The sequence below is a fragment of the Tateyamaria sp. ANG-S1 genome, assembly GCF_000814025.1.
Classification (GTDB): Bacteria; Pseudomonadota; Alphaproteobacteria; order Rhodobacterales; family Rhodobacteraceae; genus Tateyamaria.
This window is the reverse complement of the sequence record NZ_JWLL01000003.1, coordinates 79,895-100,414: the sequence shown is the minus strand read 5'-3', so window position 1 is coordinate 100,414 and position 20,520 is coordinate 79,895. Positions and strand designations below refer to the sequence as shown.

The 20,520-nt window shown below is 62.1% G+C and carries 21 protein-coding genes; 12 read left to right on the top strand and 9 right to left on the bottom strand.

The window, feature by feature from the left end; genetic code table 11:
* Complete coding sequence (locus tag RA29_RS02340) at nucleotides 1-1,107, bottom strand: AI-2E family transporter (RefSeq protein WP_052249489.1); 1,107 nt, start codon at nucleotides 1,105-1,107, stop codon at nucleotides 1-3.
* Between the two features lie 231 nt (nucleotides 1,108-1,338).
* Between RA29_RS02340 and proS the strand changes: the two genes are divergently transcribed.
* The 6 genes from proS to RA29_RS02310 all read left to right on the top strand — a co-directional run bounded on the left by proS (nucleotide 1,339) and on the right by RA29_RS02310 (nucleotide 7,273).
* Complete coding sequence (gene proS, locus RA29_RS02335; protein WP_039682600.1) at nucleotides 1,339-2,676, top strand: proline--tRNA ligase; 1,338 nt, start codon at nucleotides 1,339-1,341, stop codon at nucleotides 2,674-2,676.
* A 52-nt stretch (nucleotides 2,677-2,728) separates the two neighbouring features.
* Entirely contained in the window at nucleotides 2,729-3,691 is a 963-nt protein-coding gene (locus RA29_RS02330) for a serine hydrolase (protein ID WP_206540131.1), read from the top strand.
* Nucleotides 3,688-4,194 carry a DUF2937 family protein gene (locus RA29_RS02325; RefSeq protein ID WP_039682596.1) on the top strand — a complete coding sequence of 169 codons (507 nt, stop codon included), beginning with the start codon at nucleotides 3,688-3,690 and terminating at the stop codon, nucleotides 4,192-4,194. Before RA29_RS02330 ends, RA29_RS02325 begins: the two co-directional genes overlap by 4 nt.
* Before the next feature lie 51 nt (nucleotides 4,195-4,245).
* The gene (locus RA29_RS02320) at nucleotides 4,246-5,532 is read left to right on the top strand and encodes a lipoprotein-releasing ABC transporter permease subunit (RefSeq protein WP_039682594.1); all 1,287 of its coding nucleotides are present in this window, start codon (nucleotides 4,246-4,248) and stop codon (nucleotides 5,530-5,532) included.
* Nucleotides 5,525-6,223 (top strand): ABC transporter ATP-binding protein, encoded by a 699-nt coding sequence (locus tag RA29_RS02315; protein ID WP_039682592.1) that lies wholly within the window; start codon nucleotides 5,525-5,527, stop codon nucleotides 6,221-6,223. The genes RA29_RS02320 and RA29_RS02315 overlap by 8 nt, the downstream gene beginning before the upstream one ends.
* A gap of 63 nt (nucleotides 6,224-6,286) precedes the next feature.
* Nucleotides 6,287-7,273: an Ldh family oxidoreductase gene (locus RA29_RS02310; protein WP_039682590.1), complete on the top strand. Its 987-nt coding sequence runs from the start codon at nucleotides 6,287-6,289 to the stop codon at nucleotides 7,271-7,273.
* On the opposite strand, the gene RA29_RS02305 is transcribed toward RA29_RS02310, so the two are convergent.
* Nucleotides 7,270-7,704 carry a DMT family transporter gene (locus tag RA29_RS02305; RefSeq protein WP_039682588.1) on the bottom strand — a complete coding sequence of 145 codons (435 nt, stop codon included), beginning with the start codon at nucleotides 7,702-7,704 and terminating at the stop codon, nucleotides 7,270-7,272. The two genes, RA29_RS02310 and RA29_RS02305, sit on opposite strands and share 4 nt — an antisense overlap.
* Nucleotides 7,705-7,728: 24 nt before the next feature.
* Nucleotides 7,729-8,409: a hypothetical protein gene (locus tag RA29_RS02300; RefSeq protein ID WP_193743445.1), complete on the bottom strand. Its 681-nt coding sequence runs from the start codon at nucleotides 8,407-8,409 to the stop codon at nucleotides 7,729-7,731.
* Between the two features lie 797 nt (nucleotides 8,410-9,206).
* On the opposite strand from RA29_RS02300, the gene RA29_RS02295 reads away from it, so the two are divergent.
* Nucleotides 9,207-9,902, top strand: a complete 696-nt coding sequence (locus RA29_RS02295; RefSeq protein ID WP_039682586.1) for a hypothetical protein — start codon at nucleotides 9,207-9,209, stop codon at nucleotides 9,900-9,902.
* On the opposite strand, the gene parE is transcribed toward RA29_RS02295, so the two are convergent.
* The 4 genes from parE to RA29_RS02275 all read right to left on the bottom strand — a co-directional run bounded on the left by parE (nucleotide 9,899) and on the right by RA29_RS02275 (nucleotide 14,816).
* Nucleotides 9,899-11,854 (bottom strand): DNA topoisomerase IV subunit B, encoded by a 1,956-nt coding sequence (parE, locus tag RA29_RS02290; protein ID WP_039682584.1) that lies wholly within the window; start codon nucleotides 11,852-11,854, stop codon nucleotides 9,899-9,901. The genes RA29_RS02295 and parE overlap by 4 nt on opposite strands.
* A gap of 63 nt (nucleotides 11,855-11,917) precedes the next feature.
* Nucleotides 11,918-12,592: a hypothetical protein gene (locus RA29_RS02285; protein WP_152612900.1), complete on the bottom strand. Its 675-nt coding sequence runs from the start codon at nucleotides 12,590-12,592 to the stop codon at nucleotides 11,918-11,920.
* Nucleotides 12,593-12,663: 71 nt separating this feature from the next.
* Nucleotides 12,664-13,527, bottom strand: coding sequence for an alpha/beta hydrolase (locus RA29_RS02280; protein WP_039682582.1), 864 nt, complete (start codon nucleotides 13,525-13,527; stop codon nucleotides 12,664-12,666).
* Complete coding sequence (locus tag RA29_RS02275; RefSeq protein WP_039682580.1) at nucleotides 13,527-14,816, bottom strand: alpha/beta fold hydrolase; 1,290 nt, start codon at nucleotides 14,814-14,816, stop codon at nucleotides 13,527-13,529. Before RA29_RS02275 ends, RA29_RS02280 begins: the two co-directional genes overlap by 1 nt.
* Before the next feature lie 188 nt (nucleotides 14,817-15,004).
* On the opposite strand from RA29_RS02275, the gene RA29_RS02270 reads away from it, so the two are divergent.
* The 3 genes from RA29_RS02270 (at nucleotide 15,005) to RA29_RS02260 (ending at nucleotide 17,983) form a co-directional block, all read left to right on the top strand.
* Nucleotides 15,005-15,640 (top strand): DUF1007 family protein, encoded by a 636-nt coding sequence (locus RA29_RS02270; RefSeq protein WP_039682578.1) that lies wholly within the window; start codon nucleotides 15,005-15,007, stop codon nucleotides 15,638-15,640.
* The gene (locus RA29_RS02265) at nucleotides 15,628-16,530 is read left to right on the top strand and encodes a membrane protein (RefSeq protein ID WP_039682576.1); all 903 of its coding nucleotides are present in this window, start codon (nucleotides 15,628-15,630) and stop codon (nucleotides 16,528-16,530) included. The genes RA29_RS02270 and RA29_RS02265 overlap by 13 nt, the downstream gene beginning before the upstream one ends.
* A 64-nt stretch (nucleotides 16,531-16,594) precedes the next feature.
* Nucleotides 16,595-17,983, top strand: coding sequence for an MATE family efflux transporter (locus tag RA29_RS02260; RefSeq protein WP_039682574.1), 1,389 nt, complete (start codon nucleotides 16,595-16,597; stop codon nucleotides 17,981-17,983).
* Between the two features lie 34 nt (nucleotides 17,984-18,017).
* Here the strand turns inward: RA29_RS02260 and RA29_RS02255 are convergent, their stop codons facing one another.
* A complete protein-coding gene (locus RA29_RS02255) occupies nucleotides 18,018-18,419 on the bottom strand; it encodes a hypothetical protein (RefSeq protein WP_039682572.1) in 402 nt (133 codons plus the stop codon).
* A 13-nt stretch (nucleotides 18,420-18,432) separates the two neighbouring features.
* Nucleotides 18,433-19,635: a pyridoxal phosphate-dependent aminotransferase gene (locus RA29_RS02250; protein WP_039682570.1), complete on the bottom strand. Its 1,203-nt coding sequence runs from the start codon at nucleotides 19,633-19,635 to the stop codon at nucleotides 18,433-18,435.
* Nucleotides 19,636-19,726: 91 nt separating this feature from the next.
* Here RA29_RS02250 and RA29_RS02245 point away from each other — a divergent pair, with 91 nt between their 5' ends.
* Together RA29_RS02245 and RA29_RS02240 are read left to right on the top strand one after the other, a co-directional pair.
* Entirely contained in the window at nucleotides 19,727-20,125 is a 399-nt protein-coding gene (locus RA29_RS02245; RefSeq protein ID WP_039682568.1) for a helix-turn-helix domain-containing protein, read from the top strand.
* Nucleotides 20,118-20,384, top strand: a complete 267-nt coding sequence (locus RA29_RS02240) for a succinate dehydrogenase assembly factor 2 (protein WP_039682566.1) — start codon at nucleotides 20,118-20,120, stop codon at nucleotides 20,382-20,384. The genes RA29_RS02245 and RA29_RS02240 overlap by 8 nt, the downstream gene beginning before the upstream one ends.
* Nucleotides 20,385-20,520 lie beyond the last annotated feature (136 nt).

The following is a 20,520-nucleotide window of genomic DNA, read 5'->3' as shown; positions in this document are numbered from 1 at the left end:
TCAGTCCTCGGCCTCTGGCGTGGCCGTTGGCGCGGGTGTCTCTGCCTGTGCCTGCCCGGTGACACCGGTGTAAAGACGGCTGCTTTGATACTGTTCGATGACAAAGCGCACCAGCACGCCGAGCGCTGCGGCCATCGGCACGGCCACCAACATGCCCACAAACCCGAAGAGCGCGCCGAAGACCGACAGGGCGAGGATCAGCCAAACGGGGTGCAGCCCCACGCTGTTGCCCACCAGCTTCGGGGTCAGGAAGTTGCCCTCGGCGATCTGTCCGATCTGGAACACGACCGCGACGGCCACGATCCACCACCACTCGCCCCAGAACTGAAAGAGCGCCAGCCCAACCGCCAGCAGCCCGCCCACAATGGCCCCGACATAAGGAATGAAAGTCAAAAGACCGGCCACAAAGCCGACGACCAGACCGAACTGCAAACCGATCAGCATCAGGGCGATGGCGTAGTAGGTGCCGAGGATCAGGCAAACGGTGCCCATGCCCCGAATGAACCCGGCAAGGGTCGTGTCCACATCTGCCGCAAGGCGCCGGATCACCGGCGCGTGGTCGCGCGGCAGCAATTCATCGACGCGGGCGATCATGCGGTCCCAGTCCAGCAGCAGATAGACACCAACCACCGGCACGATGACAAACAGCACAACGATGTTGATCAGGCTGGCCGCCGATGTCAGCGCGGTTTCAAGCAGCTGCCCGCCCCGTTCCGAGATCGTCTGGCCCAGCGAGTTGATCGTCTGGCGTACGGTGGAGCCTTCATCAAGCAGGCTGGGAAAGCGTTCGGTCAGGAACGTGCTCAGATCGCGCGCAAGCTGTGGCGCGGCGTTGAAGAGTTGAACGGCCTGTTCAACCAGCGTCGGTATGACCAGCAGGGCCACGATGACAAATATGATGATGGCGCTGATCGTGATGATGCCGGTGGCCAGCCCGCGGCTGCATCCGTGCGCCTCCAGCCAATCCGCGACCGGATCAAGAAAGTATGCGATGGCCGCGCCCAGAAAAAACGGCAAAAGCTGGTCGCCAAGGGCGTAGAGCAGAAAAAAGAAGACCGCTGCCGCGATCCCCCAATACTTGAATTGTTTGCGGACGGGCAGGGCCATGAGCATTCCACGTTTTGCGTTGCGCTTAGAGATGCGGGGTTTTGCCCGTGGCTTCAAGGGCCTTGGTGTCACGCTTGATCCAAAGGCGCGCTGACGCGCACGACATTTTTATGGGGGGCTCTGCCCCCGGCCTGCGGCCTCCCCCGGGATTTTTCTAAAACAGGGAAGGGGACGTTGCGGGCGTTTGGGCTTTGTCCTAATCAGGGCGAAATGTTGTGAGGGAGCGCGTAGATGCGTTTGAGCCGTTATTTTCTGCCCGTGCTGAAGGAAAACCCCAGCGAGGCGCAGATCGTCAGCCACCGTTTGATGCTGCGCGCAGGCATGATCAAGCAATCGAGTGCTGGGATTTATTCCTGGCTGCCTTTGGGCTTCAAGGTGCTGCGCAAGCTCGAAAACATTGTGCACGAAGAACAGGTGCGCGCCGGTCACATCCCGATGCTGATGCCCACTCTGCAATCAGCCGACCTGTGGCGTGAGAGCGGGCGCTATGACGATTACGGTCAGGAAATGCTGCGCATCAAGGACCGGCATGACCGCGACATGCTGTTCGGTCCTACGAACGAAGAGCTGATCACCGACATCTTCCGTGCACATGTGGGCAGCTACAAGGACCTGCCCCTGACGCTCTACCATATCCAGTGGAAATTCCGGGACGAAATCCGCCCGCGCTTTGGCGTGATGCGTGGCCGCGAGTTCTTTATGAAGGATGGCTACAATTTTGACCTGACGAAAGAGGACGCGCTGCACGCATATAACCGGCATCTCGTCAGCTATCTGCGCACGTACGAGCGCATGGGGCTTCAGGCCATTCCGATGCGCGCAGATGGTGGACCCATCGGCGGCGACTACACCCACGAATTCCTTGTGCTGGCCGAAACGGGCGAAAGCGAGGTGTTCTATGACAGTGCTGTCACGGACCTGACCTTTGGCGACCGCGACATCGACTATGACAGCGTGGAACAATGTCAGGCCGTGCTTGAGGAGTTCACCTCCAAATACGCCCGCACGGACGAAACCCACGACGAGGCGCTGTTCAACGACATCCCCGAAGACCGTCGCCGTGTCGCACGCGGCATCGAGGTTGGCCAGATCTTCTATTTCGGGACCAAGTATTCCGAGGCCATGAACGCGGTCGTCCAAGGCCCCGATGGCAAGCAGGTGCCGGTCCATATGGGCAGCCACGGTATCGGCGTCAGCCGCCTGATGGGTGCGATCATCGAGGCGAGCCATGACGACAAGGGCATCATCTGGCCCGAAGGCGTCACGCCCTATCACTGCGGGATCGTGAACCTGAAACAGGGCGACGAAGAAGCGGACGCGGCCTGTGACGCGCTCTATTCCAGCCTTACGGCGCTCGGGCTTGAGCCTCTATATGACGACCGCAACGAACGGGCAGGGGGCAAGTTCGCCACAATGGACCTGATCGGTCTGCCCTGGCGTATCACGGTCGGGCCGCGCGGGCTCAAGAACGGGGTGGTCGAACTGACCTCACGCCGCACGGGCGAAAGCGAGGAACTGCCGCCCGAGGCAGCGGTGCAAAAAGTGGCGGAGATCTACGCGGAGTTGTGATAACTTGACGGCAATGCAGGCGTTTTTCAGAACGGTTCTATGCGCGGCGGTTGTGTCCGCGCCCACGATACCGCACGCGGGCGAAGACCCGTCCGCGGTGCATCGGGCTTTGGAAAGCGCTTTTGTCGAGTGGTTGAAGGCCAACAACACCAGTGGCCTGATCGGTGCAAGCGTCTTTGATACGAGCGGTGCTTGGCAAACCCATCGCCACATCGCGCGCGCTGATACGACATCAACGGTCGCAGACCTAGCGAGCGTGTCCAAATCCATCACCGCCGTCTGCATGATGCACCTCGTGGACGACGGCCTTGCCGACTGGTCGAACCCGCTGCACAACTTCGTTGAGCCCGCGCCCGATGTCACTTTGGGCGAACTGGTCACGCACACGTCGGGCATCGCGCCAGATACCACCCAAATCGCGATGCTGGGCTGGCTGGGCCTGACAGCTGGTGACAGCGGCCATTTCAGCCGCCAAGTGCTCGACCTCGTCAACGCCAAGGGAGAGCCAAGCGGCCAGCGCGGCCAATACGCCTACAACAACGAAAACTACGCGATCCTGGGCCTGGTGATCGAAGTCATTGCTGGCCAACCATTCTTTGAGGCCTGCGCCGAGCGGCTGGACCTGCCATCCAGCATTCAGCCCGGCCCCGAAAGCGGGGTGTTCCAGCCCTGGGGGGGCCTGGCGTCTGACGTGGATGGCTATCTGCAGTTCATGCAGACGCATTTCCGGGCGGGCAGCCGGATCGCCTCCGATCCCTTTGCCCTACCGCACGTGGCCCTGGGCGGCGGCGCGTACTACGGCGTGGGCGTGGTGTTTCGCCCCTTCCGCGACAGCTACAACTTCTGGCACTTCGGCGCGCTCTGTTTTCCCAATCGGTTGCAAACGGGCAGCTTTGCCGTGATGTGGGAAGGCAAGGTGAGCGCGATCGCGATGTACGACACGTGCGTTGACCCACAAGCGATGGGTGATCTGGATGCGGCACTCGGCGCTGCAGTCTTTGGGAACCGGCCGTGATCCTGCGCGCCATCGTGCTGGCGGGCGGTCTTTTGGGCGGTGCCATGGCGTCGCAATTCCCCGAGTTCTCCCAGCAGTACCAACAGCGCCTCGGCGGTGCAGTCGATGCGCTGGGCGAGGTGGTCGCCGATTTCGACGCATCGGCGCAGGCGGCGGGCCTGACCCGCGATGCGGCATTGGCCCAGATGCAGGGCACCGACTTTCTGGACCGCAGGCGCACCGACATGACGCGCACCTTCGACCGGTACACGCGATTGCGCGCCGATCTTGACACACTTGCAACAGCCGGTCCTTTCATGCGCGCCTATCACGCAGCCCACTCGACGGATACAGAGGTGGCAAGTGCCGCACTCAGCGCCTTCAAACCCGCCATTCCGCTGACGCTGGCGGGGGTGATCTTTGCGGGTGCAGGCTTTCTCGCAGGTGCTACGGCCCTGTCGCTGCTGCTAAAACTCCTGCTCTGGCCCCTTACCGGTTGGCGACAGACCGCGCGCGGGACTTGACCTTGGCCCCTGACCCGGCCACATCTCACCAAGCCCGAGCAGGAGCCGTAAATGGCCAAACAGACAGCCCCCTTTGCCCCGTTTGAGTGGATGATCGCATGGCGCTATCTGCGCGCCCGCCGGGCCGAAGGTGGGGTCAGCACCATGACCTGGATCAGTCTGATCGGTATCACACTGGCTGTCTTTGCTCTTATCGCCACGCTGGCCGTGCGCTCGGGTTTCCGGGCGGAATTCGTTGACACGATCCTGGGCGCCAACGCCCACGTGACTGTCTACAACATCGGCGAAGTGACCGAGACGGGGCGCATCAACCGCACCATTTCCGACTACGACGCCCTTGCCGCATCTTTGGCCGAGGTGCCGGGTGTCGTCCGCACCGCGCCGCTGGTGCGCGGTCAGGTCATGGCCAACCTGCGCAGCCGCAATGCGGGCGTGCAGGTCTTTGGCATGAGCGCCGAAAACCTCGCCGGACTGCCCCGCATCGCGGACCCGGAAACGTCACAGGGCGACATCGCACGCTTCGAACAGGGCGTCGCCATTGGCTCGGGCGTGGCCCAGGAACTGGGCGCACAGGTGGGTGACCGGATCAAGCTCATATCTCCCAACGGCGTGCGCACCGCCCTTGGCACCAGCCCGCGCATCAATGCGTACGAGGTGACATACATCTTCTCCGCAGGCCGCTATGACATCGACCGGGTCCGCGTCTACCTGCCGCTCGCCGAAGCGCAGAGCTTCTTCAATCGCGAAGGGGTAGTCGACGAAATCGAGGTCATGGTCGACGATCCGGAATCCATCGACCAGTACTTGCCGGGCCTGTTGCAAAACGCGGGCGAACGCGGGCAGGTCTGGACATGGAAAGACGCCTCTGGCGGCTTTCTCCGCGCGCTCGAGGTCGAGGACAATATCATGTTCATCATCCTGTCGATCCTTGTGCTGGTCGCGGCGATGAACATCGTCTCGGGCCTGATCATGCTGGTCAAGAACAAGGGGCGCGACATCGGCATCCTGCGTACCATGGGCCTGACCGAAGGGTCGGTCCTGCGAGTCTTCTTCATCTGTGGATCGTTCACCGGGATTATCGGAACGGCCATGGGCGTGATCCTCGGCTGTCTCTTCGCGATCTACATCGACCCGCTCTTTGCGCTCGTGAACCAGATCATGGGCGGCGGCGTGTGGGATCCGTCCATTCGCGGCATCTACGCACTACCAGCCGAACTGCACCTGCGCGATGTGCTCAGCGCCGTTGCTCTGTCGCTCGGCCTGTCCTTCATCGTTACGATCTTTCCCGCGCGCCGCGCCGCCCGCATGAACCCGGTGGAGGCGCTGCGCTATGAGTGATGCGGTCCTGTCCCTGTCGGGGATCACCAAATCCTACAACAAAGGGTTGCCAGGGCAGGTGGACGTGCTGCGCGGCGTTGACCTTCAGGTCCGGCGGGGCGAAGTCGTGGCCCTCGTCGCCCCCTCCGGCGCGGGCAAGTCCACGCTCCTGCACATCGCTGGGCTGCTCGACACGCCAGACGCGGGCACGGTCACGCTGCACGGTCAGAACCTCACCGGCCAATCCGACAGGCGCCGCACGCTTGCGCGTCGGGCCGAGGTCGGGTTCATCTACCAATTCCACCACCTGCTGCCCGAGTTCTCGGCCCTCGAAAACATCGCGCTGCCGCAACTGGCCGCGGGCACGTCGCGCACCGACGCGGACGCGCGCGCGCTGGATCTGCTGGAAAAGGTCGGCGTCGGCCACCGCGCAACCCACCGGCCCGCCGAACTGTCCGGGGGCGAACAACAGCGCGTCGCCTTCTGTCGCGCGCTGGCCAACGGCCCGGCGTTGCTCCTCGCGGACGAGCCCACTGGCAACCTCGACCCGGCCACATCTGACCAGGTCTTTGACGCGCTGATGGGGCTTGTGCGCGACACCGGGTTGTCGGCGCTGATCGCCACGCACAACCTCGATCTCGCCCAACGCATGGACCGCACGGTTCGTTTGGATGCGGGTCTTCTGGCCTCCGAAACATCAGCGCCCGCTTGACGCCTGCGATTGGGTTTGGTCTGTCTTGACCTCGCGGTATTGGCTGCGGGGGACAGAACGACGATGACGGCAATCACACAGGCCGAGATTGAGCGCACCGTGCAGGCGGCCTTGATGGCGCACGGGGCAGGAGCCTTCCCTGCGGCCGAGGTTGCGCGCGCCGTCGCACAGGCCGAAGCACTGGGAAATCGGATCTGCGGTCTCTACTACCTCGAAAGCTACTGCCAGCAGCTTCAGACGGGCCGGGTGAAGGGCGACGTCATCCCTGTCGTGTCAGCACCCCGCCCGGCGACAGTCTATGTGGATGCGCTCATGGGCTTTGCGCAGCCCGCTTTCGCCTACGGGCTTGCTCCCGCCCTTGACGCCGCACGGCAATACGGCATCGCCAGCCTCGCTGTGGGTCACGCGCATACCTGTACGGCGCTTGGCTACTTCACAGAACAGATCGCGCGGGCGGGCATCATCGGCTTGGGCATGACCAACGCCTCGCCCATTGTGGCGCCGCCCGGTGGCAAGACCCGGATGATCGGCACCAACCCCATCGCCTTTTCCGTCCCCGACGGCGAAGGCAGGCTGGCGATGCAGTTCGACCAATCCACCACGACCGTTGCACTGGGCAAGATCACCATGGCCAAGGCTGCGGGCGAGGTAATCCCCGAAGGCTGGGCGGTCGATGCCGACGGCAACCCGACGACAGACCCCGAAGCCGCGCTTGCCGGATCGCTGGTCTCCACCGGCGGGCCCAAAGGCTGGGGTTTTGGCCTCATGGCTGAACTGCTGACGGCGGGCCTGACCGGCGGCGTTCTCAGCCGAAATGTCAAACCGCTCAAGGCGCCCGAGGGGCCGCCGCATGACCTTGGGCAGTACTACATCCTAATCGACCCCAGCGCATCCGGCGCTTTCATGGACCGGCTGGATCAGTTCAAAACCTACCTCGGCGAAGACCCCGCAGGCCGTATGCCAGGCCAGATGCGCAACCCCGCAGACCCAGTGAACGTCGATCCCGCCGCCTGGGCGCAAGCACAAGCGCTCGCAGGTATCGAAGACTAGGCCAACTGCGTCAGCCACACCCCCGCAGCCATCAACGCGATCCCACCCATCCGTGTCGCACTCAGCGCCGTGGCCTGTGCGCCAAACAGGCCGAAATGGTCAATCGCCGCGGCCGAGATCAACTGCCCCAGCAGCACGAAGAACACCGCATTGCCCACCCCGAAATGCGGCGCGATATAGGTGATGCTGAGCACGTAAAACGCAATCAGCACACCCGCCAAAAGCAGATGCTTCGGTGCCGCCGCAACCTTCGACAACCCCTGGGCCCCGGTCAGTACAAAGACGGTTGCCGCCGTAACAAAGGCGATGATGAACAGCACCGTGGCGGCTGCGGCAGGGCTGCCCACGCGCGTGCCAAGGGCGGCGTTCAAAGCCGCAAGGATCGGGATGCCGATCCCTGCCAGCAGCATGATCAGGGCGTATTGGGCCATGGAATTCCTCCGGGGTGGTGATGGTCAGCTGCAGATGCCGTTCACCTGCACCCCGTCCCAGGGCAGCAGCACATCGCTCTGACGGGACTGGGGCAGGGGGGCCACGGGCATCGACTGCGAAATCAGGGCGTGCAGGCGATGCGTCCGCTCGCCTTGCGGATCAAGGGCACGGCAGCACACGAACTCCTCGACGATAGAGCCCTGCTGTTCGAACCCGAAATCCAGAAACCGGCGGTTCTCCGATACGTCAAACAGGTACGGATCATCACTGATCCGATGCTCACGGGCCGCACGCAGCGGCGAATACCCCGTCACCTCCCGGTTCTGCCACTGCCAGATATGGGTCAGCTCATGGGCCAGCAGCATGGCGGCGATCAGGTTGATCTCACCCGGATAGTCCGGAACGTAATCGTCCAGATACCAGTCCTTGTCGAACAGCACGGTCTGCCACAGTGCCACTGCCGCAGGCTTGGCGGTGACAATATCGGTCGTGGGCGGCGGCAGGATCTTCTCCCGGCAGGTCGTGCGGGGCCGCGCCTTGCGCTTGAAGGTGACAGCGCGGGTCGGTGCACCATCCACCAGCCGCACACGGTCGTGGCTCAACTGATCGCCATGGATCGCGCTGGCAAAGGCGCGCTCGGCCTCTGTCAATGGACGACCGCAACCGGCCAGCAAGGTCAGGATCAGAAGAGCACGCAGGATCATGGCTGCAGTAGGGGCCAGATCGGGCCGGGGATCAAGACAGGAAACCGCAACACAGCGCACGACACCGTCGCATCTCCGTGATCAGAGGTGATGGATACGGGGGTGTTTGTGTCAACGGGGCGTCCCCACGTCTTAACCATCATCGCGGAAACACCTTCCGCGGACCGCACCGCAGGCCACCACTCACGGGTTCCCGGCCTGCCTGGAAAGGAGAAGATGAGATGGCAAAAGTCATTGTGCCGACCCTGTTCGGCTTCGCCAGCCTGATGAGCCTGTGGGCCATTGTCGGCGTCACGATCTGATGGGGTTCGCCCCCGGTTGTCTGGACGTCCCGGGGGTGATCAGCGCGGCGGAGGGCCCTTTTCGTTTGTCCCCCCTTAACGAGTATGTCCCCCGCCGCCTTTGACATGCCCCGAAGATGCCCCGCTTTGGTAAACGCTCGTTAACCATTGAGGGAGCATACAGAGGCAACACCGGCCACGTTGGCCAGGTTGGCTTAGCGAGTACCGGCGGAGGCGAAAGCCTCCGTCGTTTTTGTTTGCACAACACGAAGAGCCATGCGGTGTCTCCTCTGTCCTCATTAGAACTGCGCACCAGAGGGCGGAATCAAGGCCATAGGCCGCCGCCCGATCGCCGGGCCGCCCCCCGGGCACGGCGATATGGTTGATGTCTGCGCGTCGCTCGGATCGAAGATGTACCTTGCAACCATAAAGCGCTGCTGCGGAGAGGCCGGATCGTCGCACCGCGGCCCGTCGACGGGGCTTTCTCGAATGGCTAATGTGTGTAAACAATCTAGGATGATGAATCCTGAAAAATACTTGGAGTTGGTAAAGCAGGACCTATTCTCGGCACGTGTCGAATGGCGATTGTATCGGTCTCTTTTTGGAACAAATGAGGAAACTGTAGACCTCTTGAACGAGGTTTCTGGCCCAACTGCAAATACCCTCGAGCGAGTTTTATTCGAGCGGACGCTATTAAATATTCGGAAACTGAATGAACCCCCAAACAACGAAAGACGAAGGACTAAGTCTGTATCCGTTCAAGGGCTTCGCAAGTTTTGTTTTCCTGATGACCAAGTTTTGGCAAGCTTAGTGAAGACGTCCATCGAATTGGCTGCTTTTGCGAGAAATTGGTCGAACAAGCGTATCGCTCACTCGGATTTTGACTATCGCGATGGCCATGCGAAACTTGAGAAAGCCAGCCGAGCAAAAGTAGAGGCTGCGTTCGGCGCCATAGCTCAAACGCTAAAGCATGTATCAACGACGCATTTAGACACGACTTTGATTACACATCCTATACCGCCGTTGAATGACGAACGGCGGATGTTAGAGGTACTTTACTTGGGTCAAAGGGAGCGGCGGAATCTAAAGTCCGACAAAAAGAGGTACTTAGAAGAGCGAAACTACAGAGCTTTAGATGAGTTACGCAGTCAGGATCGGACACGTTTTCCCAGTTGGCTACACAGGGATAACCCGCCCTTGGACGTCGACTAAACATCCAACTCCTCCACAAACCGCGCGTTCTCCTGGATGTACTGAAACCGCATCTCCGGTTTCTTGCCCATCAAACGCTCGACCAGATCGCCGGTCTCGCCCGGTTCATCCTCGTCAATCGACACGCGGATCAGTTTGCGTGTCTCGGGGTTCATGGTGGTGTCCTTCAGGTCCTTCGCGTCCATCTCGCCCAGACCCTTGAAGCGGGAGACGTCGATCTTGCCCTTGCCGCCCAAACCGCGCTCCATCAGGTCGTTCTTCTCAATCTCATCAAGGCAATAGACACGGCGCGCGCCCTGCGTCAGCCGGAACAGGGGCGGGCAGGCGAGATACAGGTGCCCCGCATCGATCATGGGGCGCATCTGGGTGTAGAAAAAAGTCATCAAAAGTGCCGCGATATGTGCGCCGTCCACATCCGCGTCGGTCATGATGATGACCTTGTCATAGCGCAGATCATCCAGGTTGAACTTCGCCCCAAGACCCACGCCAAGCGCCTGAGTCAGATCAGAAATTTCGGCATTCGAGCCCAGTTTGGACGACGCCGCGCCCAACACGTTCAGGATCTTGCCGCGCAGCGGCAACAGCGCCTGCGTCTTGCGATCCCGTGCCATCTTGGCCGACCCGCCCGCAGAATCTCCTTCAACAATGAATAACTCCGTGCCGTCCCGTGTTGAAGAAGAGCAGTCCACCAATTTGCCGGGAAGCCGTAGTTTCTTAGTGGCGGATTTGCGTTGTGTTTCTTTCTCGGCCCTCCTGCGCAGCCGTTCCTCAGCGCGCAGGACCAGAAAATCAAGGATGGCCCCGGCAGATTTGGTGTCGGCGGCCAGCCAGTTGTCAAAATGGTCGCGGACCGAGTTCTCGACCATCCGCTGCGCCTCGACCGTGGCCAGCCGGTCCTTGGTCTGGCCCACGAATTCAGGCTCGCGGATAAAGCAGGACACCAGCGCACCGGCCCCGGTGGTCAGGTCTTCGCGGGTGATGGTGCTGGCCTTCTTGTTGTTGACCAACTCGCCATAGGCCTTGATCCCCTTCAGGATCGCGGCCCAGAATCCGGCCTCGTGCGTACCACCCTCGGGCGTGGGCACTGTGTTACAGTAGCTCTGGATGAACCCGTCGCGCGACGGCGTCCAGTTGATCGCCCATTCGACTTTGCCCGGCACCTGGAACTTCTCGAACGACACCGACCCGGCAAAGGGGGCTTGCGAATAGGTGGTCGCCCCGCCCAAGGCTTCAGTCAGGTAGTCGGACAGACCGCCGGGAAAGTGGAACGTCGCCTCGCGCGGCGTCTCCCCATCGTCGATGCCGGATTTCCAGCGGATTTCCACGCCCGAGAACAGATAGGCCTTCGACCGCGCCATCTTGAACAGGCGGGCGGGCTTCAGCTTGAGCGACCCAAAGATCTCCGCATCCGGATGGAAGGTCACCGCCGTGCCGCGCCGGTTGGGCGCCGCGCCGACCTTCTCAAGCTTGCTCTGCGGCACACCCCGGGCGAACTCCATCGCGTAAAGCTCGCGGTTCCGCGCCACCTCGACCCGCAGATGGTCGGATAGGGCGTTCACGACGGACGAACCAACCCCGTGCAAACCACCCGATGTCTCATAGCTGTCGCCGGAAAACTTGCCGCCCGCGTTCAGCGTGCAGAAGATGATCTCAAGCGCCGATTTCGAAGGGTCCTTTGGGTGCGGATCGGTGGGGATGCCACGCCCATTGTCGCGCACCGACACATGCCCGTTCTCGTGCAGTTCCACCTCGATCCACGTGGCATGCCCGGCTACGGCCTCATCCATCGAGTTGTCGATGATCTCCGCCACCATATGGTGCAGCGCGCGGTCGTCCTTGCCCCCGATATACATGCCGGGGCGCAGGCGCACGTGCTCCATGTCCTCCAACACCTGGATCGAGGATGCGTCATAGTCGGAAGACTTGGGTGTCCCGCTCAGAAGGTCGGTCATGGCAGCTGCTCTTTGTTGATTGGCGGCCACTATGCCAGAGCGGATCAGACGGGGAAAGAGTGATCAGGCAGGCCAGTGGGTGCCAAGCACGCCCGCTGCCTGTTGCGCAGTCACCATCTCCTGATACCTGTCCATCTGATGATCAAAACGCAGGAACTTGCGCTCGCCTTCACCGGCATGCACCTCGCCTAGATGCTGAAAGCTTGAGGGCAGGTCGCACACCCGGTCGTCATTGCGGTTCAGGCACAGGCATTTCGAGGCGGGCGCCGGTTGCACGATCCCCCGCGTCACGCGCGGCGCGGCAAAGGCGATGCCCGGAACGTCATGGGTGCGCACCAGGATCTGTGTCGCCGCCGCCCCCAGCGAGTGGCCAATGATGTATTTGGGACGATAGCGGTTCTTCTGCATCCAGTCGGCAATCACCTTGGCATGGCGCATGAACCCCTGATGCCAGATTACATCATGGGCACCCCACTTTTCGGTCAACTCGTCGTTCAAACGGTACTTCTTGCCGCCAAAATTCAGAACACGAAGGTTGAACTTCATATAATCGGCGACCGAGTTCGACCCGGGGATCAGCAGAATGTTCTGCTTTAGAAAGACAGCCTGTACGTGGTTCTTGTCCAGCGTGTCCTTCACACTCGTATCCAGCGACGTACGGGGCGGGCGGCGCTTGAACAAAAGGTAGGAGGCTTCGACCATCTGGGCCGCGCGTGCAATATCGTATCTATGGGTCACTGAAATGGTCCGTCGCTGCGAAATATGCGCACGACTATGACGCGAACGGATGCGTCTGTGAAGTCTGTTGGCTAGTCCAGCCAGTCCCGTATGATCCGCGCAACCTCGTCCGGTTGCTGATGCAACAGCCAGTGATCTGCGTCCGCCACATGCGCGCGCGTCAGCTCGGGGGCAAACGCCTCCAATCCCTCGGTCGATACCGGCAGCAGCGCCGTGTCGCCATCCGCCCAGATCAGCAGATGCGGACAACGCACCTGCAACCGCTCCAGCGGCAGGTCGGGCATCTCCACGGGCACACCCGGGTCCGCCACGATCAGGGGCGAGGCGCGGTACCAGTGGATCATCCCCTTCAGCTCCGACTGCCGCCAAACGGCCTTATAAGCCTCCAACCGGTCCCCATGCAGCCAGGACATGTCCATCTTGGCGGAAAACAGCTTCAACAGCTTGTCAAAATCATCGGCGGCCAAGGCATCTTCCGACCCCGGGCTGCGCAGAAAATTGATGTATTGCGACGCCTCGGATTGCGCACCGCCCGCGGCCATGGCCCGCTGAAACGGCACGGGATGCACACCATTGGCGATGATCAGGCGCGACACCAGATCGGGGCGGAACATGGCCAGACCATAGGCGACGGACGCGCCCCAATCATGGCCCATGACGATGACCGGACCCCGATCGCCAATCAGGGCCGCCATGTCACCCACCAGTTTCGACGTGGCATAGGCACCCACGTCATCCGGGGCATAGCTCGCGCCATATCCGCGCTGGTCGGGTGCCACGCAGTGGTAGCGATCCGACAACCGGGTCGCGACCTCGTCCCAGGCGCCCCCATATTCGGGAAACCCATGCAACATCAGGATCATCGGCAGCGCCGGATCACCCCAACTGCGGACTTTAAACTCATGCCCGCCAAGTGTGCGGGTCGCCACCTGCATCACTGGCCCTTGGGAAGCGTCTCGAACCGCAGGCCCTTTGCTGTGCGGGGGGCAAAGCCCTTCCAATAGGTGTGGTCTTCGGTCGGCTCGCCCGCATTGTCCACGGCAACGATCCCGTCGGCGGCATTGGGCACCAGCTCAAGATACTCCGCCTTCTCGGTGTCGCTTTTCAAATGCAGTCCCATAAAGGCGGTCGCGAAATGCTGGGCGATGTTGTTCATGCGCGTCGTGTCCCACACCGCATCCGCATAGTGTTCAAACGGCACGAATTCGAGGCCCTCAACCGGCTGCCAGCTTTCCTTGGGCGCAGGCATTGGGGCGGCAGCATTGTGGTTGGCATAGTCAAAGGTCAGCAAATGCCGGTCCGTGCCAGCCGCGCCGGTGAAAAAGGCGCGCATCGCATCGTAAACGGACACATCATCGTCACTGCCCGCCATGAACAGCGTGGGCACCCGCAGATCGGCGACACCGCTTGCGTCCCAGAACCCTGCATTGTTGCCCCACGGACCCACCGCAATGATAGCCTTGACCCGGCTGTCCAGCAGCGCCTCGTGGGTCTCCGACTGTTCAAGATGCACTTCAAGCAACCCGCCCGGGGCACCCCAGCTGAACTCGGTCGAGGCTTTGGTGACCCCGGCACCGCCAAAGATCAGCGCCCCATAGCCGCCCATGGAATATCCGATGACACCGGTGTTCTCGGCATCAATGATATCGCCCAAGGGGCCCTCCAACGCAGCCATATGGTCGAGGGTAAAGGCCTGGTCCAAGGGCCGGTTATACAGTGTCGAGCCAAAGGCCGCCTGATCCGAATAGGTGCTGTCGGTATGGTCGATCGAAACCGTGACATAACCTTTCGAGGCCAGGTTTTCGCCCAAATGGCTCATCAGGTAGCGGTTGCCGGGATAGCCGTGGCTGATGATGATCAGCGGATAGCGCGTGCCGGTCGCCGGGTCCGCGTCACGGGCGGCCCTGCCGGTAAGGGTCACTTCGGTCACGCCGTCGCGCATCATCGCTGTGTAGGCCTCGCCGGGCTCGGTGCCCTCCGCCGCCGGGTACCAGACCTCAAGCGTCAGGGGGCGGTCATATCTGGGAATGACACCTTCCTCGACATTGAGGATATCAATGCTTTCGGGGACCGTGACCTCCAATGTTTGCACGCCGACCGGCAGCGGACCATAAGGGGCCAGTTCGGGGGCGTCAGGCCGGATCTGATCAATGGGGTTGGCCCAGGCGCCAGCGGCCGCCAACGTGGCGGCAATTGCCAGACCCGGGGTGCGAGGAACGGTCATCCAAATGCCCTTTAACAAGATTCAACCTATGGTAACATAGTCACTCGCTACAGTGCCACAGTGACAGAGCCATTTTCCAGTGCAAGCAATGTCTTGTGATGAATTTGACAGTTCTGGCAGAAGCGCGGCTTTGCCCAAATGCCGAAACGGGGTTGAGGCCGCACCGGTCTGTGCCTAAATCTGGTCCCATGCGTTTTGTCCGCTCCTTAGCTCTTGCCGCAGTTTTTGCCTGGCCCGCGACCCTGCCGTCGGCGCACCCGCATGTGTTTATCGACACCAAGCTGCGGGTGATGGTCGGCGATGACGGCACTTTTGAGGGGGTCGAGGTGCAGTGGACCTATGACGACTTCTATTCCCTGCTTTTGCTGACGGATTACGGCCTGGACCAGGATGGTGACGGTCAGCTGACACCCAGCGAATTGAAGCGGCTGGATGGCTTTGATCTGCAATGGATACCTGGGTTCGAGGGCGACAGCTATGCGCTGCGCAACGGCACGCCGGTCACGCTTGGCAAACCGCAGGGCCGGGGCGTCTCGGTCGATGCCGGGCGGATCACCACAGTGCATTTTCGGCCCGCCGAGGGCAGGGCAGAGGGCCTTGTGCTCAAGGCCTATGACCCGACCTTTTACACCGCCTACGATCTGATCGCTCCTGTGGCCGTCGATGGCCCGTGCAACGCGGCAATCCAGCGTGCGGACCTCGATGCTGCCTATACGCTGGTCGAAGAGTTGCTCTACGCCACCCCCGCGGCCGAGGTCGAAGACACCTTTCCCGAAGTCGGCGAAGCCTTTGCTGACACGGTCACGCTCTCATGCTCTGGCTGAGGATTTCCGCCTGCCTCGTGATCGGCGGCACGCTGCTCTGGCTCTTTGGCTTTGGGGGCGTGTCCGATATTGGCCAATGGGCTGCGGCCCAGCAGCGTGACACGCAGAACGCCCTCGCCGGTGGCCTGCGGGCCGTGCGCGCGGGCGAGCCGGGCGCGTGGCTCGCGCTCATGGGCCTCTGCGGGGCCTACGGGTTCTTTCATGCCGCAGGCCCCGGCCACGGCAAGCTGGTGATCGGCGGCTACGGCGCTGCGGAACGGGTCACCGCGCGGCGTCTGTCTTTGCTGGCGGTCCTGTCCTCTCTGGCGCAAGCGGCAACGGCCATCCTGCTGGTGTCGCTGGGCGCCTTTGTCCTCGGCTGGGGGCGGACCGAGATGACGGACACCGCGGACAAGGTCCTCGCCCCCGCAAGCTACATCGCCATCGCCCTTGTTGGGCTATGGCTAATGGTGCGCGGCCTGCGCCGCACCCGGGGGGCCAAGGCGAACACACATCATCATCATCACCACATCGACGACCACGGGCATTGCAGCAGCTGCGGCCACGCCCACGCGCCAACACCTGCACAGGCGGCAGCCGTCACCTCCCTGCGGGATGCAGCGGCCATCATCGGGTCCATCGCGATCCGGCCCTGCACCGGGGCTGTGTTCCTGCTGATCCTGTGCTTTGGGCTGGGCATCCCATGGGCAGGCATCGCGGGGGCCATCGTCATGGGACTGGGCACAGCCAGCGTGACGGTGCTGGTGGCGCTGGCCGCTGTCGGGGCCCGGCAATCTGTCCTTGCAGGCTGGTCCGGCACAGGGGCCGTGCGCGCCATGGCACTGATCGAGGCCGCCGCCGGTGCCCTGATTGCCCTCATCGCCACAGCCCTTGTGCTGCCGCTGCTTTAAACATCCCGTCGCACGCATCACGCGAGGTCTTCCCTTGCCCAAAAAGCAGGCGTAAGGGTGAAGTATGTCCACAACACAGATGTCATATCTGGCCCACGCACGTGCGGTCCTTGTCCTCGGTCTGCCGCTTATCGGCGGGCATCTGGGGCAGGTGGCCATCGGCGTCACGGATACGGTCATGCTGGGCTGGTACGGGGTGGAAGAGCTTGCAGCCCTCGGCGTCGCAGGCAGCCTGTTCTTCGTGATGTTCCTAATGGGCTCCGGCTTTGCCTGGGCGGTCATGCCCATGGTCGCCTCCTTCCACGCTGAAGGAGACGAAACCAACCTGCGGCGCGCCACGCGCATGGGGATTTGGCTGAGCCTTGGCTTTGCGGTGTGCGCTTTGCCGGTGATGCTGATGGCCGAACGGGTGCTGCTTGCGCTGGGGCAGACGGATCAGGTGGCAAAGCTGGGGGCGGAGTATCTTTCCATCGCAGGCTGGGGCATCGTGCCAGCGCTCTTGGTGATGACGATCAAAAGCTATCTCGCGGCACTGGAGCGGACACAGATCGTGCTCTGGATCACGCTTGCCGCAGCTGTTGCAAATGCATTTGCGAACTACGCTTTCATCTTCGGCAACTGGGGGGCGCCGACATGGGGCATCGCGGGGGCGGCGGTGGCGTCCCTTCTGACCCAGTTCGTGATGCTGGCGGGGATCGTCGGCTACGCCCTGATCGCGCTGCCACAACACCAGCTGTTTAAACGCTTCTGGCGCCCCGATTGGGAGATGTTGGGGCGGGTCTTCCGCCTCGGCTGGCCCATCGGGCTGACCAACCTCAGCGAAGTGGGCCTCTTTGCGGCCTCGGCCTTCATGATGGGCTGGCTGGGCACGATCCCGCTGGCGGCGCACAACATCGCGCTGCAATTGGCGTCGATCACCTTCATGGTGCACCTGGGGCTCAGCAATGTCGCCACAATCCGGGCAGGCAACGCCTATGGGCGCGGCGACCTCGATCACATGCTGCGCGGCGCGCGCACGGTGATTGTGATGAGCCTCGCCATGGCACTTGCGACGATCATCCTGTTCATCGCGCTGCCCGAGCCGCTGATTTCGCTGTTCATGGAACGGGACGAACCTGCCCGCGACCAGATCCTTGAGATCGGGATCGTGCTCTTGGCCCTCGCGGCCCTCTTCCAACTCGTGGATGGGGCGCAGGTGATTGCGCTGGGGCTGCTGCGCGGCGTGCAAGACACGAAGGTGCCCATGGTGCTGGCCGCCGTCTCCTACTGGCTGGTCGGTATGCCCGCGTCCTATGTTCTGGGCTTTGTCCTGGGCTGGGAAGGGGTCGGCGTCTGGCTCGGCCTTGTCTTTGGTCTCGCCTGTGCAGGTGTTGCGCTGATGATCCGCTTCTGGACCGTGTCCGTGCCCAGATTGCGCGGCCCGGTCGGATCGGGCGCTGTTCCCGCCCCGTAAAGAGGGGCGGAAAGACGCCCCGCCCGCCGTCCCGTCAGCCCTTGATCAACCGGTCAGCCTTCTTGCGCACCAGCACCGACCGTAGGTCGTGCATGGCCAGCAGCAGCGCATCGGTCACATTCTCCAACTGATCATCCGTCGCCCGGCTTTGCGCCCATTGCGTCGTCAGGTTCAGGTAATCCACCGCCCGGTGAATGTCGTCGATGTCACGATGGGCCAGCACGTCAGCGCGCTCTTCCATCCACGCCTCGATCCGCGCCAAATCCTCCGGCGACAGGGTTCTGTCGCCATGCGGCTTGATCTCTCCATTGCGGATATTGATGACCGCGATCTGGTCCATCTCGATCCGGCGCTGCCGGTTTTCGGTATCGACCCGAAACACGGCCGCCCCATTTTCGCGCACACGGAAATAATAGTCAGGAAGCTCCGCGCCCATATACCAACCCTCGTTATGTAAGCCCCGCACAGAATGTCTGAATGCGGGTGCAGGCCTCTTTCAGGGCCTCGTCCGAGGTAGCGTAGCTGACGCGGAAGTTCGGCGATAGTCCAAAGGCGGCACCGAACACGACGGCCACGCCGGTCTCTTCCAGCAGGGCGGTGCAAAAATCCTCGTCATTCTCGATCTTTACGCCCCCGGCGGATGTCTTTCCGATGCAGCCCGCGATGGACGGATAGACATAGAATGCCCCGTCCGGCACCGGGCAGGCGATGCCCTCGGCCGCATTCAGCATGTCGACGACCAGATCGCGGCGACGCTTGAAGACCTCGTTGTTTGGCGCGATGAAGTCCTGCGTGCCGTTCAGCGCCTCGACGGCGGCATGTTGGCTGATCGAACAAGGGTTCGAGGTCGATTGCGACTGCACCTTGCGCATCGCCTTGATCAACTCTTCGGGGCCCGCCGCATAGCCGATGCGCCATCCGGTCATGGCATAGGCTTTGCTCACGCCGTTGACCGTCAAGGTGCGATCATAGAGACGCGGCTCGATCTGTGCCGGGGTCGTGAACTCGAAATCGTCATAGACGAGGTGTTCATACATATCGTCCGTCATCACCCACACATGCGGGTGCCGCATCAGCACATCGGTGATCTCTTTCAGCTCCTCGCGGGTGTATCCTGCGCCCGTTGGGTTCGAGGGCGAGTTGAAAATCAGCCACTTGGTCTTGTCCGTGATGGCGGATTCCAGCTGATCGGCGGTCAGCTTGAACCCGGTCTGCAACGACGCCTCGGCCACCACAGGCGTGCCGCCTGCGAGCAGGACCATGTCCGGGTAGCTCACCCAATAGGGGGCGGGGATGACAACCTCGTCGCCCTCGTTCAGCGTTGCCATCAGCGCGTTGTACAGGATCTGTTTGCCGCCCGTGCCCACGGTGACTTGGGCAGTCGTATACTCCAACCCGTTGTCCCGCTTGAATTTATCGACGATGGCCTGCTTCAGCTCTGGAATTCCATCGACGGGGGTATACTTCGTCTTGCCAAGCGCGATGGCCACCACGGCGGCGTCCTTGATATTCTGCGGCGTGTCGAAATCCGGCTCGCCCGCACCCAGGCCGATGATGTCCTTGCCCTGCGCTTTCAGGGCAGCCACTTGGCCCGTCAGGGCGACAGTCGGGGACGGTTTGACGCGGTCGAGTGTCGCGGAAAGGAATGTCATGTTGGCCTCTGGGTGCTAGCGCGGTATCCAGCCCCTCATAGGCGGCAGCCCCCGCGCAATCAAGCGCCAGGACCACGAAGGAGAAGACCACATGGACGATCTACAGGGCTGGTATAGCGCCGAGGCGGCAACCTTTGGCGACCGTGTGGCAGGCGCCCGCGAACAGGCGGGCATGACGCAAAAGCAATTGGCCAAGCGGCTGGGTGTGCGTCTGGCGACCCTGCGCTCGTGGGAAGATGACCTGAGCGAGCCGCGTGCCAACCGCCTGTCGATGATGGCCGGGCTGCTGAACGTGTCGATGATGTGGCTGATCAACGGCGAAGGCGAAGGGCTGGATGCACCGGTCGAAGAAGAGCCGCTGACCGCGGACATGCGCGACCTGCTGACCGAAGTGCGCGACATGCGCTCCGACATGCTGGCGCGGGCCGAGCAACTGGGCCGTCTGGAAAAGAAACTCCGCGCCGCGATGCAGGCACCCTCCGATGTCTGAGGAACTGCGCGAACACCGGCTCAAGCGGCTGCACATGCGCTCCATGCGCCGCGGGATCAAGGAAATGGACCTGATCCTGTCGACCTATGCGGGCCGTCATCTGGCGGACATGACGGATGCCGAGCTTGATACCTATGACGCGATGCTGAACGAAAACGATCAGGATCTCTATCGCTGGGTGACGGGGCAAGAGGCCGCGCCGGACCATATCGCCGCCCTGATCGAAGACGTCTCACGCACGTTTCAGCCCGAAAAATAAGGGCTCTGCAGCATTTAACTGAATATTTCCGAATCATCCGCATCTTCTGATCTGAGCAGATCAGGTCGGAGAAGACGGATGAGCATTCAGGACCCCATTGGCCAGGTCCCCGGGGTGGCCGAACGAAACGCAGCAA

What these genes read in the sequence shown, in the direction of transcription:
- RA29_RS02340 (WP_052249489.1), bottom strand. Translation starts at nt 1,107, where the DNA reads ATGGCCCTGCCCGTCCGCAAACAATTCAAGTATTGGGGGATCGCGGCA.
- proS (WP_039682600.1), top strand. Translation starts at nt 1,339, where the DNA reads ATGCGTTTGAGCCGTTATTTTCTGCCCGTGCTGAAGGAAAACCCCAGC.
- RA29_RS02320 (WP_039682594.1), top strand. Translation starts at nt 4,246, where the DNA reads ATGGCCAAACAGACAGCCCCCTTTGCCCCGTTTGAGTGGATGATCGCA.
- RA29_RS02315 (WP_039682592.1), top strand. Translation starts at nt 5,525, where the DNA reads ATGAGTGATGCGGTCCTGTCCCTGTCGGGGATCACCAAATCCTACAAC.
- RA29_RS02310 (WP_039682590.1), top strand. Translation starts at nt 6,287, where the DNA reads ATGACGGCAATCACACAGGCCGAGATTGAGCGCACCGTGCAGGCGGCC.
- RA29_RS02305 (WP_039682588.1), bottom strand. Translation starts at nt 7,704, where the DNA reads ATGGCCCAATACGCCCTGATCATGCTGCTGGCAGGGATCGGCATCCCG.
- RA29_RS02300 (WP_193743445.1), bottom strand. Translation starts at nt 8,409, where the DNA reads ATGATCCTGCGTGCTCTTCTGATCCTGACCTTGCTGGCCGGTTGCGGT.
- RA29_RS02295 (WP_039682586.1), top strand. Translation starts at nt 9,207, where the DNA reads ATGATGAATCCTGAAAAATACTTGGAGTTGGTAAAGCAGGACCTATTC.
- parE (WP_039682584.1), bottom strand. Translation starts at nt 11,854, where the DNA reads ATGACCGACCTTCTGAGCGGGACACCCAAGTCTTCCGACTATGACGCA.
- RA29_RS02280 (WP_039682582.1), bottom strand. Translation starts at nt 13,527, where the DNA reads ATGCAGGTGGCGACCCGCACACTTGGCGGGCATGAGTTTAAAGTCCGC.
- RA29_RS02275 (WP_039682580.1), bottom strand. Translation starts at nt 14,816, where the DNA reads ATGACCGTTCCTCGCACCCCGGGTCTGGCAATTGCCGCCACGTTGGCG.
- RA29_RS02270 (WP_039682578.1), top strand. Translation starts at nt 15,005, where the DNA reads ATGCGTTTTGTCCGCTCCTTAGCTCTTGCCGCAGTTTTTGCCTGGCCC.
- RA29_RS02265 (WP_039682576.1), top strand. Translation starts at nt 15,628, where the DNA reads ATGCTCTGGCTGAGGATTTCCGCCTGCCTCGTGATCGGCGGCACGCTG.
- RA29_RS02260 (WP_039682574.1), top strand. Translation starts at nt 16,595, where the DNA reads ATGTCCACAACACAGATGTCATATCTGGCCCACGCACGTGCGGTCCTT.
- RA29_RS02255 (WP_039682572.1), bottom strand. Translation starts at nt 18,419, where the DNA reads ATGGGCGCGGAGCTTCCTGACTATTATTTCCGTGTGCGCGAAAATGGG.
- RA29_RS02250 (WP_039682570.1), bottom strand. Translation starts at nt 19,635, where the DNA reads ATGACATTCCTTTCCGCGACACTCGACCGCGTCAAACCGTCCCCGACT.
- RA29_RS02245 (WP_039682568.1), top strand. Translation starts at nt 19,727, where the DNA reads ATGGACGATCTACAGGGCTGGTATAGCGCCGAGGCGGCAACCTTTGGC.
- RA29_RS02240 (WP_039682566.1), top strand. Translation starts at nt 20,118, where the DNA reads ATGTCTGAGGAACTGCGCGAACACCGGCTCAAGCGGCTGCACATGCGC.